The organism is Methylobacterium oryzae (assembly GCF_036441375.1).
In the GTDB taxonomy this organism is placed as follows: domain Bacteria; phylum Pseudomonadota; class Alphaproteobacteria; order Rhizobiales; family Beijerinckiaceae; genus Methylobacterium; species Methylobacterium oryzae_A.
Genome location: NZ_MLCA01000007.1, coordinates 1 through 16,526, shown reverse-complemented (window position 1 = coordinate 16,526; position 16,526 = coordinate 1). Strand labels below are relative to the sequence as shown.

General features: G+C 70.6%; 16 protein-coding genes. 1 reads left to right on the top strand and 15 read right to left on the bottom strand.

Annotated features, from left to right (window positions below; translation table 11 throughout):
* Positions 1–62: 62 nt before the first annotated feature.
* From ccoS to ccoN, 8 genes are all read right to left on the bottom strand, one after another.
* Positions 63–200, bottom strand: coding sequence for a cbb3-type cytochrome oxidase assembly protein CcoS (gene ccoS, locus MOTC310_RS14345; RefSeq protein WP_331302254.1), 138 nt, complete (start codon positions 198–200; stop codon positions 63–65).
* Entirely contained in the window at positions 197–2,527 is a 2,331-nt protein-coding gene (locus tag MOTC310_RS14340) for a heavy metal translocating P-type ATPase (protein ID WP_331302253.1), read from the bottom strand. Before MOTC310_RS14340 ends, ccoS begins: the two co-directional genes overlap by 4 nt.
* 12 nt (positions 2,528–2,539) lie before the next feature.
* Entirely contained in the window at positions 2,540–3,067 is a 528-nt protein-coding gene (locus tag MOTC310_RS14335; protein WP_331302252.1) for a FixH family protein, read from the bottom strand.
* 2 nt (positions 3,068–3,069) lie between these two features.
* Positions 3,070–4,587, bottom strand: a complete 1,518-nt coding sequence (gene ccoG / locus MOTC310_RS14330) for a cytochrome c oxidase accessory protein CcoG (RefSeq protein WP_331302251.1) — start codon at positions 4,585–4,587, stop codon at positions 3,070–3,072.
* Between the two features lie 374 nt (positions 4,588–4,961).
* Positions 4,962–5,840: a cytochrome-c oxidase, cbb3-type subunit III gene (gene ccoP, locus MOTC310_RS14325; RefSeq protein ID WP_331302250.1), complete on the bottom strand. Its 879-nt coding sequence runs from the start codon at positions 5,838–5,840 to the stop codon at positions 4,962–4,964.
* 5 nt (positions 5,841–5,845) lie between these two features.
* Entirely contained in the window at positions 5,846–5,995 is a 150-nt protein-coding gene (locus MOTC310_RS14320; RefSeq protein WP_331292901.1) for a cbb3-type cytochrome c oxidase subunit 3, read from the bottom strand.
* Between the two features lie 5 nt (positions 5,996–6,000).
* A complete protein-coding gene (gene ccoO, locus MOTC310_RS14315) occupies positions 6,001–6,747 on the bottom strand; it encodes a cytochrome-c oxidase, cbb3-type subunit II (RefSeq protein ID WP_331302249.1) in 747 nt (248 codons plus the stop codon).
* Positions 6,748–6,811: 64 nt separating this feature from the next.
* The gene (gene ccoN, locus MOTC310_RS14310) at positions 6,812–8,491 is read right to left on the bottom strand and encodes a cytochrome-c oxidase, cbb3-type subunit I (protein WP_331302248.1); all 1,680 of its coding nucleotides are present in this window, start codon (positions 8,489–8,491) and stop codon (positions 6,812–6,814) included.
* Between the two features lie 407 nt (positions 8,492–8,898).
* On the opposite strand from ccoN, the gene MOTC310_RS14305 reads away from it, so the two are divergent.
* Positions 8,899–9,255, top strand: a complete 357-nt coding sequence (locus tag MOTC310_RS14305) for a hypothetical protein (RefSeq protein ID WP_331302247.1) — start codon at positions 8,899–8,901, stop codon at positions 9,253–9,255.
* A 1,013-nt stretch (positions 9,256–10,268) separates the two neighbouring features.
* Here MOTC310_RS14305 and MOTC310_RS14300 read toward each other — a convergent pair.
* From MOTC310_RS14300 to MOTC310_RS14270, 7 genes are all read right to left on the bottom strand, one after another.
* A complete protein-coding gene (locus tag MOTC310_RS14300) occupies positions 10,269–10,463 on the bottom strand; it encodes a hypothetical protein (protein ID WP_331302246.1) in 195 nt (64 codons plus the stop codon).
* Between the two features lie 124 nt (positions 10,464–10,587).
* Positions 10,588–11,871 carry a TRAP transporter large permease gene (locus MOTC310_RS14295; protein WP_331302245.1) on the bottom strand — a complete coding sequence of 428 codons (1,284 nt, stop codon included), beginning with the start codon at positions 11,869–11,871 and terminating at the stop codon, positions 10,588–10,590.
* Positions 11,868–12,455: a TRAP transporter small permease gene (locus MOTC310_RS14290; RefSeq protein WP_331302244.1), complete on the bottom strand. Its 588-nt coding sequence runs from the start codon at positions 12,453–12,455 to the stop codon at positions 11,868–11,870. The genes MOTC310_RS14295 and MOTC310_RS14290 overlap by 4 nt, the downstream gene beginning before the upstream one ends.
* 28 nt (positions 12,456–12,483) lie before the next feature.
* A complete protein-coding gene (locus MOTC310_RS14285; RefSeq protein ID WP_331302243.1) occupies positions 12,484–13,485 on the bottom strand; it encodes a TRAP transporter substrate-binding protein in 1,002 nt (333 codons plus the stop codon).
* A 170-nt stretch (positions 13,486–13,655) separates the two neighbouring features.
* Positions 13,656–14,453, bottom strand: coding sequence for an enoyl-CoA hydratase/isomerase family protein (locus MOTC310_RS14280; RefSeq protein WP_331302242.1), 798 nt, complete (start codon positions 14,451–14,453; stop codon positions 13,656–13,658).
* Complete coding sequence (locus MOTC310_RS14275; RefSeq protein ID WP_331302241.1) at positions 14,450–15,691, bottom strand: CaiB/BaiF CoA transferase family protein; 1,242 nt, start codon at positions 15,689–15,691, stop codon at positions 14,450–14,452. The genes MOTC310_RS14280 and MOTC310_RS14275 overlap by 4 nt, the downstream gene beginning before the upstream one ends.
* 16 nt (positions 15,692–15,707) lie before the next feature.
* Positions 15,708–16,526: acyl-CoA dehydrogenase family protein (locus MOTC310_RS14270; RefSeq protein ID WP_331302240.1), on the bottom strand; the 819-nt coding region annotated here is incomplete at its 5' end.

Below are 16,526 nucleotides of genomic sequence, written 5' to 3'. Positions count from 1 at the left end.
GTCCCGAGGCGCGTGCATCCGGGCGTGCCTGCCGCAAGGCCGCGGATGGAGCGGCCACGATGTCAGTCGTCGTGCAGGACGCGGTACTCCGCGCCCTCGATGTCGTCGTACTGCCCGCTTCGCAGCGCCCACACGCAGGCGACGAGGCCGAGGGTTCCCAGCGCGAGGGCGATCGGAATGACGAGAAGCAGGACGTTCATGGTCGGCCCGGGAGAAGTGGGAACGCGGAGGGCGGGGCGCGCCGGCCGGCGATCGCGACGGGAGCCGGGCGAGCGCCGGTCGCGACGCGCGCGCGCAGCGCGTTGAGGGTGACGATGACCGACGACCCCGACATCGCCAGCGCCGCGATGAGCGGCGTCAGCCAGCCCGCGGCCGCCAGCGGGACGGCCAGCAGGTTGTAGGCGGCCGAGAACCACAGGTTCTGCAGCATGAGCCGCCGCGCCCGCGCGCCGGCGTCCAGCACGGACAGGACCGGGGTGAGGCTGCGCCCCAGGAACAGGGCGTCGGCCGCCGCCTGGCTGACATGGGCCGCCGTGACGGGCGAGAGCGAGGCGTGCGCCGCCGCCAGCGCCGGGGCGTCGTTGAGGCCGTCCCCGACCATCAACACGCGCCGGCCGGCCCGCTGGAGCGCCTCGATGCGGGCGATCTTCTCCAGCGGTGTGAGGCCGGCCTCCCACTCCGCGATCCCGAGCCGCGCGGCCACGGCCTCCACCGCCGGGGCGCGGTCGCCGGACAGGATCAGGACGCGGCGATCGGCGGCCAGGAGCGCTTCGACGACCTGCGCGGCCTCCGGCCGAAGGGCCTGGTGCACCGGGAAGACGACGGGCGCCGCGTCGCCGGCCCGGAAGCAGATCACGGACGCGGCGGGGTTTTCGGCCAGGGCCGCGGCGGCCTCCGCTTCGGCGCCGCAGAAGCGGGCGGAGCCGAGGCGCAGTTCCACGCCGTCGACGAGGGCCCGCACACCCAGCCCCGCCGCCTCCTGAGCGTCCGGGACCGGCTCCGCGCCGCCGGCGGCTTTCGCCAGCGCCGCCGCCATCGGGTGCCGGCTGGACAGGGCGAGGCGCGCCGCCAGCGCCAGGATACCCGGGGGGTGGTCCCCGTCGGTCAGGCTCGGCTCGGGCAGGGTCAACGTCCCGGTCTTGTCGAACACGACCGTGTCGATCGCGGCGAAGCGCTCCAGCGCCGTTCCGTCATTGAGGAGGACGCCGTCCCGGAACAGGGAGCCGGCGGACACGACCTGCACGGCCGGTATCGCGAGCCCCAGCGCGCAGGGACACGTCACGATCAGCACCGCGACGGCGCTGAGGATCGCGGCGTGCCAGCCGGCGCCGGCCGCGAGCCAGCCTGCCAGCGTCAGCGCGGCCGCGGCGTGGACCAGCGGGACGTAGAGGCGCGTCGCACGATCGGCGAGGACGAGGGTGCGCGAGCGGGCCTCGAGCGCGCGGCGCATCAGGGCCTCCACCGCGTCGAGCAGGCTCGACCCGGACGCGGCGGCGACCCGGACCGTGAGCGCGCCGTTGCCGTTGAGTGCCCCCGCGAAGACGGTGTCGCCGCCGCGCACGGCGATTGCGGCGGTCTCGCCGGTGACGAGGCTGTGGTCGAGGTCGGACATGCCCCGCTCGACGACGCCGTCGGCCGGGATCCGCTCGCCGGGGCGGATGAGGATCCGCAAGCCCGGGACGAGGTCCGAGGTGGGCACGTCCCGCAGGCTCCCGTCGGCGTCAACGACAGTCGCGCCCTCGCTGCGCAGCGCCGCGAGGTTCTCGGCCAGCATCCGCGTGCGGCGGCGCATGGACTGCTCGAGGACGCGCCCGATCAGCAGGAAGAACAGCAGCATCACCGCGCCGTCGAAATAGGCGTGGGTCGCGCCCGAGAGGGATTCGACGACGGACATCACGAGGGTCAGGACGATGCCGAGCGTGATCGGGAAGTCCATCGTGACCCGCCCCGCGCGCAAGCCCCGGAACGCCCCCTCGTAGAAGGGGCGTCCCGCGTAGGCCGCCGCCGGGAGGGCGATCAGTGCCTGGATCCAGTGGAAGAGGTCCCGGTTCTCGGGGGTCATGTCCGAGACGGTGCCTGCCCAGACCGAGATGGCGAGCAGCATCACGTTCATCGAGGCGAAGCCCGCGACCGCGAGTGCCGTGATCAGGCGCTTCGTCTCGGCGGTCTCGGCATCGGGGCGACTGCCGGGATCGAAGAGCTGCGCCCGGAAGCCGAGCGCGTCCAGCGCCGAGAGCACGGCGGGCACATCGGGCTCGGCGTCCGGGCGCCACGTGACCGCGAGGCGCCGGTCGGAGAAGTTGAGGCGCGCGGCCGTCACGCCGGGAAGACCGGCCAGGCCCCGCTCGATGGTGCTCATGCAGGACGCGCAGCGGACGTCCTCGACCGCGAAGGCGGCGCGGGCGGATCCGTCGGGGCCCCGCGTCAGGAAGGCGGCGTAGTCCCGCCCGAGCGAGGGCCTGGTGTTCGCCGCGCTCCAGGAGGCGTGGGCCTCGACGTAGGCGAGGGCCATGTCGGTGCAGCACATCGGGCGCTCCCCTCAATCCAAGACGACCCGGTGCCGGCGTCGGAAGGCGACGCCGTCCCCTTCGACGACCTCGACGACGAGATCCCACTGCCCGCGCTCGACCGACTCGGCGCGGGCCGCGTAGGTCCCGGCGCCGACCTCCGCGAGGTCGGCCCGCCGGTCCTTCCGCTTGTCCGTCGGCCGCTCCAGCCGGGCCCGAATCGTCCGGCCCCGGAGCGGATGGCCCGCATCGTCCGCCAAGGTGACCGTGATCGAGGCCGCCGCTGCGGGGAGGCGGGCGGCCGAGGCGGTGAGGTGCCAGCCGAGGGCGTCCTGCTGCCGCGACCTGAGCAACTCGGCGTTGTAGCGCTGGCTCGCCTGGTAGGGGGAGGGCTCCTCCAGCCCCGACCAGGTCCGCAGCGCTGAACCGACCAGGACCGCGTCGGCGCAGGCCACGGTGCCGAAGAAGGCGGCGAAGATCGCGAGGATCGTCCTGCCCGTGAGACGGATGCCGGCCCGTCCCCGACGCGGAGGGGCGAGCGACGTCTGGGTGTCGTTCATGGTCAGGGTGCCTTGAAGTAGTCCCGGGCGTGGGCCGTCTCGCCGGATGCCGGATCGGCGATCGCGAAGGAGAGATCGGACGTCTGCGCGGTCCGGCCCGGCGGCGAGAAGATCAGGATCCGGAATTCCTGGGTCCCGTTGGACGGGACCGGCAGGTCCTCCGGCGTGCCGCCCACCACCTCGACCCGGGCGTCCGCGACGCCGTCCACCGCCAGGGCGAACCGACGTTCGGCCGGGCGCTTGTTGAGCACGCGCAGGGTGAACCCGTTGCGGATCGAGCCGTCCGACAGGGTCACGAACTGGGGATTGCGGTCGTGCAGAACGCTGAGCGTCGTGAAGCTGCGCGTCGCGAGGCTGTAGAGCATGAAGCCGCCGACGCCCGCGATGAGCGTCGCGTACAGGATCGTCCGCGGTCGCACGATCCGGCTGACGGGTCCGCGACCGGCTGCCCGGCTCCGACAATTCGCCTCGGTATCGTAGCCGATCAGGCCCGCGGGCCGGCCGAGCCTGCCCATGACCGTGTCGCAGGCATCGATGCAGAGGCCGCACTGGATGCAGTCCATCTGCAGCCCGTCGCGAATATCGATCCCGGCCGGGCAGGCGGTGACGCAGGCGAAGCAGTCGACGCAGTCGCCAGCGGGCTGGCCGGCCGCGCGCAGCGCCGCCGTCTTCTTCGCGGAGACGCGCGGCTCGCCCCGATCGTTCCGGTAGAGGATGTTGAGGGCGTGCTCGTCGGTCAGCGCCGCCTGGATGCGCGGCCAGGGGCACATGTAGGTGCAGACCTGCTCGCGCATGTGGCCCGCGAGCAGGTAGGTCGTCGCGGTCAGCGTCAGGATCGCGACGTAGGCCGGCGCGGGTGCCTGGAACGTCGCGAGCTGGACCACCAGCGTCGGCGCGTCCGCGAAGTAGAGAACCCAGGCGCCTCCGGTCCACCAGGCGACGAGCAGCCAGATGGAATGCTTCATGGTCCGCAGGGCGATCTTCTCCATGGACCAGGGCGCCGCGTCGAGCCTGAGGCGCGCGCGCCTGTCGCCCTCGACGAGGCGCTCGACGGCGAGGAACAGGTCGGTCCAGACGGTCTGCGGGCAGAGGTAGCCGCACCAGACGCGCCCCGCGACCGCGTTCATCAGGAACAGGATGAGGGCCGCCAGGATCAGCAGGCCCATGACGTAGGTCACGTCCTGCGGCCAGAGCTCGATCGAGAAGAAGTAGAACCGCCCCTTGTCGAGGTCGAGCAGGACCGCCTGGGAGGGCTCGCCCGCACCGCGAGGCCAGCGCACGAAGGGCGTGAGATAGTAGACGCCGAGGGCGACCGCGAGGACGATCCACTTGATCCGGCGGAACGTGCCGCGGACGGATTGCGGCTGGATCTTCGTCCGCGCGGCGTAGAGGGACCCGTTCACGGCCGGGATGGCGGCACGGGTCGCCGCCGCGCCGAATTTCTTGGCACGCCCGGCGTGGATCGGTGCGGGCGCGGACCCGGCGGCCGCAGGGGGGCCGGTGCGTTCGGCGAGGGGCATCGGTCATCTTCCGTCCGGCGCACGGGCCGGTGCCGCCGGACTAGAGATCCGCCGCGCCGGCCGCCTTGATCTCGCGCAAACGCGAGCGCCCGGAGACCGCCTAGAGCCGTTCCCGACCGGGTCGGGACGGAGGCGATTGCCGAGCCCGTGCCGAACGAGGCACGGGTGCCCTCTTCGTGCGGGAGACGGACAGGGTGAGGGATCAGGTTTGTCCGGACGAGGCGTGCCGTGTCGGCTATCTGACGGCGCGCCTTATCCTGATCCGTCTCGTCCCTCACCCCAACCCTCTCCCGCACGGGAGAGGGGGCCTGGCACGGCTGCCGAGACCGGGGGCGCCGTCCCTCCCGACCGTTGCGACACGATCGGGAACGGCTCTAGCGGCCGCCGCCGAGGTCGTGCACGTAGACCGCCAAGGCCTTGATCGTCGCCGGATCGAGCCGGCCTTCCCACGCCGGCATCATGCCCCTGCGCCCGTTCGTGATCGTGGCGACGACCTGCTCGGGCGAGGCGCCGTAGAGCCAGATCGCGTCGGTGAGGTCGGGAGCGCCCATCTCGGGATTCCCCTTGGCGGCCTCGCCGTGGCAGCCGGCGCAGTTGCCGGCGAAGACCTCGCCGCCCGTCGCGACGCGCGCGCCCGCGACGCCCGGCTTGCCGGAGAGCGAGAGCACGTAGGTCGCCACCGCCGCGATCTCGTCCCGCTTGAGCACGCCGTCACGCCCGAAGGCCGGCATGTCGCCGACATGCGCCTCTCCGTGACCGGACCGTGCGCCGTACCGGATCGTGCGCTCGATCTCCTCGGGCGTGCCGCCCCAGAGCCAGTCGTCGTCCTGCAGGTTGGGGTAGCCCGGCCGGCCTGTGGCCGAACTGCCGTGGCAGGCGGCGCAATTGTCGCCGAACGCCGCCTTGCCGGTGGCGAGCGCGAGCCGCAGGAGAGCCGGATCGGCCCGGATCTCCGCGACCGACGCGGTGGCGAGCTGCGCCTGGCCGCGCGCGTCGCGCGCCCGGCGCACGGCGTCGACCTCGTCCAGAACGACCCCGCGCTGGGAGTAGCCGAGCAGGCCGCCGGTATAGCCGGTCACGAGCGGCCAGGCCGGGTAGGCAATCCAGTAGCCGACGGACCAGATGATGGTCGCGTACAGAGTGTAGAGCCACCAGCGGGGCAGGGGATTGTTGTACTCGACGATCCCATCCCAGGCGTGCCCGGTGGTCTGCGGGTCCGCCGGCGAGGGGCCGGGATGCGGGGTGTCGGCCACGGCGGTCAGTCCTCAGTCAGCGGGAGGTGGGCGGCCGCCTCGAACCGTGCGCGGTTGCGGGGCCAGAACGCGTACAGCGCGACCGCGGCGAACATGCCGACGAAGTAGAGGAGCCCGCTTGTCTGTGCGAAAGCGGCGGCGCTCTCGTATGTCATCGTGATCACCTCAGGTTTTTCTTGTCTTCGTAGATCTTGAAATCGACCATGGTGCCGAGCACCTGCAGGTAGGCGATCAGGGCGTCGATCTCCGCGGCCCTGGCCTTGTCGCCGCCGAAATCGCGGACGTTGGCGCCTGGATAGCGACGCTGCAGATCGGCCGCGCCGGGCCCGTCGGGATCGAGCTGCGCCTTCAGGTCGCTCCGGGCCAGGGCGACCATCTTGTCGGTGTAGGGGACCCCGAGGGCGCGGTTGGCCACGAGGTCGTCCGCGATGGCGTCGGCGTCGAGCGGCCGGTCGAGGAACGCGTAGGCCGGCATGATCGAGGCCGGCACGACCGCCCGCGGGTCCTTCAGGTGCTCGCGATGCCACTGGTCCGAATACTTGCCGCCGACGCGCGCGAGATCCGGGCCGGTCCGCTTCGATCCCCACTGGAAGGGGTGGTCGTACATGCTCTCGGCCGCGAGCGAGAAGTGGCCGTAGCGCTCGATCTCGTCGCGCATCGGGCGGATCATCTGGCTGTGGCAGAGGTAACAGCCTTCCCGGATGTAGATGTTGCGGCCGGCGAGTTCGAGCGGCGTGTAGGGACGGACGCCCTCGACCGTCTCGACGGTGCTCTTCAGGTAGAAGAGGGGCGTGATCTCGACGAGGCCGCCGATCGCGACGACGATGAGCGCGCCGATGAGCAGGAGGATCGAGTTCTTCTCGAAGATCTCGTGCCTCTTCCAGAGGCCGGGTTGAGCGGTGGCCATCGACGGTCTTCCGTAAAGCGGTGAAGGACTGAGCCGCGACCGCGCGCGGCTCCGTTCAGCGGGCTCACTCGGCGGCGGCGAGTACGGGGGTTCCGGGCCGGTGCTCGTCCATCGGCAGGGCGGCGGAGTCCGACGCGGTCCGGCCCGCGATGGTCATGGCGAGGTTGTAGGCCATGATCAGCCCGCCGGTCAGGAACAGGACACCGCCGAGTGCCCGCACGAGGTAGTAGGGCTGCATCGCCTCGACGGTCTCGACGAAGGAATATTCGAGGAAACCGAGGGCGTTATAGGCGCGCCACATCAGGCCCTGCATGATCCCGGCGACCCACATCGAGCTGATGTACAGGACGATGCCGAGGGTCGAGATCCAGAAGTGCCACTCGACCAGCTTCAGGGAGTAGAGCTCCCGGCGGTTCCACAGCCAGGGGACGAGGCAGTACAGGGCGCCGAAGGAGATGTAGGCGACCCAGCCGAGCGCGCCGGAATGGACGTGGCCGATCGTCCAATCCGTGTAATGCGACAGCGAGTTCACGGCCTTGATGGCCATCATCGGGCCCTCGAAGGTCGCCATGCCGTAGAAGGCCAGGGAGACGACCATGAAGCGCAGGACCGGGTCGGTGCGGAGCTTGTCCCAGGCGCCCGAGAGGGTCATCAGGCCGTTGATCATGCCGCCCCAGGAGGGCATCCACAGCATGATCGAGAACGTCATGCCCAGCGTCTGCGCCCAGTCGGGCAGGGCTGTGTAGTGCAGATGATGCGGGCCGGCCCAGATATACATGAAGATCAGGGCCCAGAAGTGGATGATCGACAGGCGGTAGGAGTAGATCGGCCGCTCCGCACGCTTCGGCACGAAGTAGTACATGATGGCCAGGAAGCCCGCCGTCAGGAAGAAGCCCACCGCGTTGTGGCCGTACCACCACTGGATCAGGGCATCCTGAACGCCCGCGAACATCGGGTACGATTTGGAGCCGAGGACCGTCACCGGCATCGCCAGGTTGTTGACGATGTGGAGCATGGCGATGGTGACGATGAAGCCGAGATAGAACCAGTTCGCCACGAAGATGTGGGGTTCCTTGCGCTTCCAGAGCGTGGCGAGGAACACCAGCAGGTAGGCAACCCAGACGATCGTCAGCCAGAGATCGGCGTACCATTCGGGCTCGGCGTACTCCTTCGACTGCGTGACGCCGAGCAGGTAACCGGTGCCGGCCACGACGATGAACAGGTTGTAGCCGAGGACCACGAACCAGGGCGCCAGATCCCCCGCGAGGCGCGCGCGACACGTGCGCTGAACGACGTAGAGCGAGGTGCCGATGAGGACGTTGCCGCCGAAGGCGAAGATCACCGCCGAGGTGTGCAGGGGACGCAGGCGACCGAACGTCGTGTATTCGAGCCCGAGATTGAGCGCGGGCGCCCAGAGCTGGAAGGCTATGATGCAGCCGACCGTGAATCCCGCGATGCCCCAGACCATGGCGGCGACGACCGCGAACTTGACCGGGCCGAGATTGTAGTTCGGCTTGCCGTCGATCTCCTGCGGCGCCGGCTCGAACGCCCGCGCCTCGTAGCGCTTGAGGATCGCGACGACGCCCGCCAGGCCGGCCAGGGCGAACAGGCCCATATGGAAGCTGAACGGCGCGTCGACCGCGTATGTCGATGCCAGGGCGCATACGAAGGCGCCGACGAGCAGGGCGAGACCCAGCCCGACCTCGCCTTCGGTCATATACTTGGCAACAGGTGTGGCGGCCATGGCTCGCTCTATTCGCGTCGCGCGGGTACGGGTCCTGCGGCGGATAAGAGACGGGGCGAAGCTCGGCCTTGACCTGAATCAAACCGGGCTCGCGCATCGACGCGGGATTGCGAGGTCGAACCGCGCGCGACTGCCAGTCGTGTTCGATCGCGGCGCTCGAATTTCGATCGTCCGGGTGCCGACAACTGTAGACGTCAGTCAATCTACACTGGATCGAGCGACGGCGTCCGCGCGAAACGGGGTGTGTGGGGGGGCGCTTCGTTGCCCGACGGGACGATCATCCGCAGCCTTCCGCGGCGGCGCCCGTCGAGGTCCTTGATCCATCGCAAGGCTTGGCCGCGCGGGGCATCGCAGAACGGGCCGTCCGGTACGGTCACGACCTGCCCGACGATCAAGGAAACATTGCTATGCGCGCCTCATCCCTCGTTGTCGCCGCTGCCCTCCTCAGTTGCTCGGCCCTCCCCGTCGTCGCCTCCTCTTGCACGCAGCAGATCAGCGCCCTCCAGCGCCGCCTCGACAGCTTCGGTGCGGTGCAGGTCGCGGGCCTCGATCCCGGACACACTCTGACCACCGGCTCGCTCAAGGCGCTTCCGCGCGCTCTGCCGGTTGAGCCGACCAGCCAGCAGAGCGGTCCGACCCGCGGGAACGTCGTGGCGGCCAAGCTTCTCATCGGCGAAGCGCTGGATGCGGATCGCGAGGGCGACCAACGCGCCTGCGAGAACATCCTCACGGACGCCAAGCGCCTCATGGGGCCCCTGCCGTAGCGGCGGACGATGCGGGCCGGCCGGCGAACCAGGACTGCGCGATCGATCGTTGCCGGTCCTCGGGGGCACCGTCCGATCGCCCGCTCGCGAACCGCCAGGCGGATCCGACCCGTGATCTCCGGCCCGGATCACGGCGTCGGCGACGGCCGCGCAGCGACCGCAAACCCCGGGCCATCCCGCCGCGCAGCTTGAGAGATTTCGCGATGGATCAGACTTCGACGGGCATCCCGACCCTTGCGCCGGCACGAGGCGGGGAAGCCTTCAGGGCGTTCTTCGTCGCCCCGAACGGACGTGTGCTCGGGATGGAGCCTCTGGAGGCTTCCAGCGAAGCGGACGCTCGGCTTCTGGCTGAGGCGCTGGTTGCGGACGCGGTCGTCGAGCTCTGGGCCGGGCTGCGGTTGGTGGCACGTTTCGAGACGGGGCGCTGCCAGCCTCGGGCCGGGCACGGTCCGTCGGAGCCTTCCCGCGAGCCCGACGGCTCGTCCGGGTGGCGAATGGGCCGGGCGTGACCTCCGGCGCGGGGGTGCTCTCGCTTCGAAGCGCCCCGTTGGCGGGCGGCGATTTCCCGGTGGATGGGGGGGTCGAGCGTCAGGCGCGCCTCGCCCGTGCCGCGGCCCAACTCGCCGCCGCCGCCGTCGAACGCGTGGAGGCCGCCTGCGGGACGGATGCGCTGCGCATCGTCGGGAAGGGGGGGCGGTCCGGGACACGACCTCAACGAGGGCGAACTCCGCTGGATGGTGGGCCGGGGTTGGGCCCGCACCGTCGAGGACGTGCACTGGCGTGGCCATGCCCGGCGAGCGCGCTGGTCGGCTAAACGACACTGCTCGCGGCCCGCGCCCTCCCGATCGTCTGCCTCGCACGCAGCTTGCGCCGCGCCACCGTCCCGGCCGCGCGGTTCGCCCAGCCGGCTCTCCCGGCGGGGCAGGGGGGGCGTGAGCGACCCCTGCCGGTCCAGGGCCGGCCCGATCAGGCCGGAGCGCCCAGGGCGTCCGGCTGGGCCGCACGGCGGTAGATCAGGAGCGTGGCGACGAGGCCGCAGGCGCCCCGAAGGCCATCCACAGACCGGGGGCCGCGCGCTTGCACGTGGCCTCGATGAGCCGCGTGGAGACGGTGATCGTGTAGAACGAGATCGTGGTCATGCCGACGAGGAGCGTGCCGAGCAGCACGATCTGCCAGTCGCGGGCGAGCGAGCCGAACACCTCGTTCATGGACGGCCTCGGCTCGCGCTCGAGGAACTCCTCCGTCTCATCCAGCGAGCGCCAGATGTAGAGTGGCGGCTCTGGATAACGCCGGCCGAGCCCTAGGCTGCACCCGCGCGCGGCCCGGCGCCCGTCACATTGCCCCCAGCGCCCGCGGGAGCCACAGGGAGAGGGCGGGCCAGTAGGTCACCAGGACCAGGAAGGCCAGCATCGTCAGCAGCCACGGCAGCACCGCGACCGTCAGCTCGGAGATGCCCATATGGGCGATGCCGCTCGCGACGTAGAGGTTGAGCCCGACCGGCGGGTGGCACAGGCCGACCTCCATGTTGACCGCCATGATGATCCCGAAATGGATCGGGTCGATCCCGAGCTTGACCGCGATGGGGAACAGGATCGGCGCCATGATCAGCAGGATCGAGGACGGCTCCATCACGTTGCCGGCGATCAGCAGGATGATGTTGACCACGAGCAGGAAGACCAGCGGGCTGAAGTTCATCGCGATCAGCCACGCCGCCATCGCCTGCGGGATGTTCTCCGACGTCATCAGGAAGGAGAACAGCACCGCGTTGGTGATGATGTAGAGCAGCATCGCGCTCATGTTGGCCGAGGCGAGGAGCACCCGGGGCACGTCCGACAGCTTCAGGTCGCGGTAGACGAACACCGCGATGACGAAGGCGTAGACCGCCGCGGTCGCGGCCGCCTCGGTCGGCGTGAAGATGCCGGCGTAGATGCCGCCGATCACCATCACCACGAGGAACAGGCCCCAGGCGCTCTCGCGGAACGCACGCAGGCGCTCGGCCCAGGAGGCCTTCGGCATGCGCGGATAGCCGCGGCGCTTGGCGATGACGAAGGTGACGCTGGCGAGCATCGCCGACAGGACGATGCCGGGCATCACCCCGGCCAGGAACAGGTTGCCGATCGAGGAGTTCGTCGACACCCCGTAGAGCACGAGGATGATCGAGGGCGGCACGAGGATGCCGAGCGCCCCCGACGTGGTGATCACCCCGGCGCCGAAGCGCTTCGGGTAGCCCTCCGCCACCATGGCGGGCAGGATGATCGAGCCGATCGCCACCACCGTCGCCACGCTCGACCCCGACACGGCGGCGAACAGCGCGCAGGCGACCACGCCGGCGAGGCCGAGCCCCCCCGGCCAGTGCCCGACGAGCGAGGTCGTGAAGGCGATCATCCGCCGCGCCACGCCGCCATGGGCCAGGAAGTTGCCGGCGAGGATGAAGAACGGGATCGCCATGATCGAGAAGTTCTCGATCCCGGTGAACAGCTTGAGCGCGACGCTCTCGATCGGCACCTGCGTCAGGGTGAACAGGAAGGTCAGCACCGTCAGGCCGAGTGCGATCGAGATCGGCATGCCGGTGAGCATCAGGGCGATGAGCAGCCCGAAGATGATCAGGCCGCTCATGCGGGGCCTCCCTCGCGGCCGAGCTGGACCGGGTCGACCCCCTCGACGGTCCGGACGCCGTCGACATGGGCGTGGTCTCGGGCGGGCAGGTGCCCGGTCGTCCAGTAGCCCCACGCGACCTGCAGGAAGCGGAAGCACATCAGGTAGGAGCCGAGCGGGATCGCGAGGTAGACGATCCAGACCGGGATCTCCATGTCGGGCGTCGTCTGGTCGGTGTGCCCGATGCGCCAGACGAAGTTCGCGCCGAGCGTGCCGACGATCCCGGTGAACAGGGCGCCCGCCGCGAGGCTGACCAGGACCATGACCCGGCGCGCGCCCGGCGGCAGCCGGTTGACCAGCACGTCGACGCCGACATGGATGCCGGTGCGCACGCCGTAGGCCGCGCCGAACTTCGCGACCCAGATGAACATGTAGATGCACAGTTCCTGCGACCAGCCGAAGTCGATCCGGTCGGTGTAGTCCTGCAGCGCCGGGATGCCGGAGAGGAACCGGTGCACCACCGTGGCGAAGGTGATGACGGTCGCGGCCGCCATCAGCGTTCCGATCAGCACCTCTTCGAGCCGATCGAGAAGTTTCAGCAACATGGTCGGTCCGGGCGCTGCTGCGGCGGGATCAGTTGTTCGGCGCCGCCTCGGCTTCCTTGTTGAGCGCCGTGACCAGATCCTTGCCGACGCGGGAGGCCATCTCGCGCTGGACCGGCGCCAGGGCGTTCCGCCACGCGGCGTTCTCGGCCTCGGTCGGCGTGTAGACCTCGGTCTTGCCGGTGGCGCGGATGTCGGCGAGCGCCTTCTCGTTCTGCTTGTCGGCGATCTCGTGCTCGTAGGCGGTCGCGTCCTTGATGGCGCCCTCGAGCGTCGTGCGGATATCGGCGGGCAGGCCGTCCCAGAAGCCCTTGTTCACGATGACCGCGTAGCCGATGTAGCCGTGGTAGGTGAGCGTGGCGTGCTTCTGCACTTCGTTGATCTTCTGGGTCGTCACGTTCGACGGCGGGTTCTCCTGACCGTCGACCACGCCGGTCTGCAGCGCCTGGTAGAGTTCGGAGAAGGCCAGGACCTGCGGCAGCGCGCCGAGCTGCTTGAACTGCGCCTCCAGCACCTTCGAGGACTGGATCCGGAACTTCAGGCCCTTCACGTCCTCGGGCGCGTGCATGGGCTTGTTGGCGGTGAGGATCTTGAAGCCGTTGTCCCAGTAGCCGAGGCCCTTGATTCCCTTGGATTCGAGCTTCTTGAACAACCCCTGGCCGATCGGCCCGTCCTGGACGCGCCGCAGCACCTGCTCGTTGGGGAAGATGTAGGGCAGGTCGAAGGCCTCGAACTCCTTCACGCCGAGGGGGCCGAACTTGCTCGTGGACGGCGCCAGCATCTGCACGGCGCCGAGCTGGAGCATCTCCACCTCTTCCTTGTCCTTGTAGAGCGTGCTGTTCGGGTAGATCTCGACCTTGACCGCGCCCTTGGTGCGCTCCTCGGCGAGCTGCTTGAACCGCTCGGCGCCCTGACCCTTGGGCGTGTCGGTGGTGACGACGTGGCTGAACTTGATGACGATCGGCGTCTGCGCCGCGGTCGGCGCGATGAAGGCGAGCGCACAGGCGAGCGCACCGAGAATCCGAGCCGTCATCGTGTCCTCCCAGACTGATTCCGCGTCGTTGCGCAGATTGAATTTTGGATAGACTTGCAGTTGAGCGCGGTGGCGACAAGCGCGAAAGTGCGACGCCCGAGGGTAGATGTCGCGCGCGGCGGCGGTTCTCTCCCTCGTCCGGGACGACGCGAGAGCCGGATCCAGCGGGATTACGCCTTGTCGCGCCCGCCGATGAAGGCCCGCACGGCCTCCCGGTGCTCGGGCGTGGCGGTGACGACGGCATAATGCGAGGAGATCAGGTCGAGGTTGGTGCGCAAATCGTTGCGCATCCCCTGGTAGACCGCGCGCTTGATCAGGCTCAGCGTCAGCGGCGGCGCCTTGGCGATCCTGCGCGCCAGCGCCGCGACGGCCGGCATCAGATCCGCGTCGGCGTGAACGCCGTTGACGAGGCCGATCCGCAGGGCGTCGTCGGCGTCGACGAAATCGCCGGTGAAGAACAGTTCCAGCGCCTTCGCGGTCCCGACGAGACGGGGCAGGAAATGGGCGCCGCCCGCACCCGGGACCAGGCCGACCCGCACGTAGGTCTCGGCGAAGCGGGCGCTTTTCGCCGCGTAGCGCAGGTCGCACATCAGGGCGAGGTCGAGGCCCGCGCCGGTCGCCACGCCGTTCAGGGCGGCGATCACCGGCTTGTCGAGATCCTCCAGCGTCAGCGGGATGCGCTGGATTCGCCCGTGGAGCTCGTCCTTGCGCCGCGCCGGCGGCTGGTCGAGGCGCTCGCCCATCTCGACGATGTCGCCGCCGCTGCAGAAGGCCGAGCCCGCCCCGGTCACCACCACGACGCGGATCGCCGCGTCGGTGCGGCAGCGCTGCAGGGCCGCCGTCCAGGCCTCGATCATCGGGAAGGTGAAGGCGTTCTTCCGCTCGGGCCGGTTCAGCGTGATGGTCGCCACCCCCTCCGCGACGGAGAGCAGCAGGTCCTCGCCGGCGTCTCGGGTCTCGGCAGTCATCGGGCGGCCTCCAGGGGCGCGGTGTCGGGCTTGTCCGGCGCGTCGATCAGGGCGGCGATCTCCGCCGGGTCGAGCCCGGCCTCGGCCAGGACCTCGGCGGTGTGCTCGCCGTGCCGGGGGGCGTGGCGGCGGATCGCGAAGCGGCTGCCGCTGAACGAGACCGGCCGGCGCATGGTGCGGTAGCGCCCCTCGCTCGGGTGCTCGGCGCTGCCGAAGAAGCCCACCGCCTTCAGGTGCGCGTCCTCCGGCAGGTCCTCCAGGCCGAGGACCGGCATGCACGGGATGCTCACCGAGTCGCAGAACGCCACCCACTCGGCGGTGGTCCGGCGCGGCGCCTCCTCCTCCACCAGCGCGTAGAGGATCTCGATGTTCTCCACCCGCACGGCGAGCGGCGCGAAGCGCGGGTCGTCCACGAATTCGAGCCGGCCGGTATGGATGAAGAAGTCGCGCCAGTTCCGGTCGGAATAGGGCAGGATGCAGGCGTGGCCGTCCCGGGTCCGGTAGGGCTTGCGCCGCGGGCTCAGCACCCGGTTGAAGCCCGGCGGCCCCAGCGGCGGCTCGAAGGCGTAGCCGACCATGTGCTCGACGAAGTTGAACTCCACCATGGTCTCGAACATCGGCACCTCGACCGCCTGCCCGCCGCCGCCGGCCCGGCGCTCGTAGAGGGCCGCGAGGATCGCGCAGGCGATGGCCTGTCCGGCGATCTTGTCGCACAGCACGGTGGGCAGGTAGCCGGGCTGGCCGGTAGCGGCTGTCTGGAGGGCCGCCAGGCCCGAGCCCGCCTGGATCAGGTCGTCGTAGGCCGCCTTGTGGGCGTAGGGGCCGTCGGCCCCGAACCCGTAGGCGCCGCAGAAGACGATGTCGGGCCTGAGCGCGCGCACGCGATCGTAGCCGTAGCCCAGGCGCAGGATCGCGTCGGGCCGCATCGAGTGGACGAACACGTCGGCCGTGGCGATCAGCCGGTCCAGTGCCGCGCGCGCCGCAGCCCGCTTCAGGTTGAGGCGGACGCTGCGCTTGTTGCGGTTGAGGTGCAGGAAGTTGCCGCCCATCCCGGCGCCCCGGGCCGGCCGGTAATGCCGGAAGGAATCGCCCTCCGGCGTCTCGATCTTGATTACGTCGGCGCCGAGATCGGCGAGGATATGCGTCGCCGAGGGCCCCATGATCACGCTCGTCAGGTCGACCACCCGCACGCCCGCCAGCGGCCCGGCCTTCTTCGTCTCGGCGGAGTGGTCCGGCACGCACTGATCTCCCATCTCAGCCGGCGCCGCCCCGGAGCCGGACCAGCATCGGCCAGAGGGCCGCGCCGCCGCCCGCGCAGACCGCGCGCCCGATCCGCTCCTGCCAGAGGGCGTCGGATCCGAACTCGTCGCGCCAGGACCAGAGCCGCCGCGTCGCGCGGTGGAGCGGGTGCTCCTGGGTGAAGCCCATGGCCCCGTGGATCTGGTGGCCGATCGCCGCGACGTGCCCCGCCGCCTCGCCGCAGCGCGCCTTGGCGATCGCGGTCGCGAGGACGAAGCGCGGGTCGCCCCAGCAGGCGGCCGCGAGATCGGCGGCCGCGGTCGCGGCCGCGACGTGGCCCGCGGCCTCGGCCAGCATGTGCTGGATCGCCTGGAACTTGGCGAGCGGCCGGCCGAATTGCTGCCGCTCCTGGGCGTGATCGAGGGCGGACCCGAGGCAGGTCTCCAGGGCGCCCACCATCTGCTGCGCGCGAACCCAGGCGCCGACGGATTCGACGGACGGCACGCCCGCCTCGGTCGCCCAGCCCGGCGCGGCCCGGATATCGTCGGCGGGGACGGTGCAGCCCGTGAGGTCGAGCGTGTCGCGCGGCTCGCCCGCGAGATTGTGGCGCGTGTCGCGGATCGTGCCGGGCGCGGCGATCCGCACGAGCTGCGGGACGCCGGCCGCGTCGACGGCGTCGAGGAGGAAAGCGGCGACCGAACCGCCCCAGGGCACCTGCGCGACCCGTCCGTCCAGGACGAAGCCCTCCGCCTGCGGCGCGATCCGCACGGGGCCGCCGCGCGGGACCAGCGACAGGGCGTCGGCGCTCGCGCCCCCGCCGGCCGCGGCCCAGAG

What these genes read in the sequence shown, in the direction of transcription:
- ccoS (WP_331302254.1), bottom strand. Translation starts at nt 200, where the DNA reads ATGAACGTCCTGCTTCTCGTCATTCCGATCGCCCTCGCGCTGGGAACC.
- MOTC310_RS14340 (WP_331302253.1), bottom strand. Translation starts at nt 2,527, where the DNA reads ATGTGCTGCACCGACATGGCCCTCGCCTACGTCGAGGCCCACGCCTCC.
- MOTC310_RS14335 (WP_331302252.1), bottom strand. Translation starts at nt 3,067, where the DNA reads ATGAACGACACCCAGACGTCGCTCGCCCCTCCGCGTCGGGGACGGGCC.
- ccoG (WP_331302251.1), bottom strand. Translation starts at nt 4,587, where the DNA reads ATGCCCCTCGCCGAACGCACCGGCCCCCCTGCGGCCGCCGGGTCCGCG.
- MOTC310_RS14320 (WP_331292901.1), bottom strand. Translation starts at nt 5,995, where the DNA reads ATGACATACGAGAGCGCCGCCGCTTTCGCACAGACAAGCGGGCTCCTC.
- ccoO (WP_331302249.1), bottom strand. Translation starts at nt 6,747, where the DNA reads ATGGCCACCGCTCAACCCGGCCTCTGGAAGAGGCACGAGATCTTCGAG.
- ccoN (WP_331302248.1), bottom strand. Translation starts at nt 8,491, where the DNA reads ATGGCCGCCACACCTGTTGCCAAGTATATGACCGAAGGCGAGGTCGGG.
- MOTC310_RS14305 (WP_331302247.1), top strand. Translation starts at nt 8,899, where the DNA reads ATGCGCGCCTCATCCCTCGTTGTCGCCGCTGCCCTCCTCAGTTGCTCG.
- MOTC310_RS14300 (WP_331302246.1), bottom strand. Translation starts at nt 10,463, where the DNA reads ATGAACGAGGTGTTCGGCTCGCTCGCCCGCGACTGGCAGATCGTGCTG.
- MOTC310_RS14295 (WP_331302245.1), bottom strand. Translation starts at nt 11,871, where the DNA reads ATGAGCGGCCTGATCATCTTCGGGCTGCTCATCGCCCTGATGCTCACC.
- MOTC310_RS14290 (WP_331302244.1), bottom strand. Translation starts at nt 12,455, where the DNA reads ATGTTGCTGAAACTTCTCGATCGGCTCGAAGAGGTGCTGATCGGAACG.
- MOTC310_RS14285 (WP_331302243.1), bottom strand. Translation starts at nt 13,485, where the DNA reads ATGACGGCTCGGATTCTCGGTGCGCTCGCCTGTGCGCTCGCCTTCATC.
- MOTC310_RS14280 (WP_331302242.1), bottom strand. Translation starts at nt 14,453, where the DNA reads ATGACTGCCGAGACCCGAGACGCCGGCGAGGACCTGCTGCTCTCCGTC.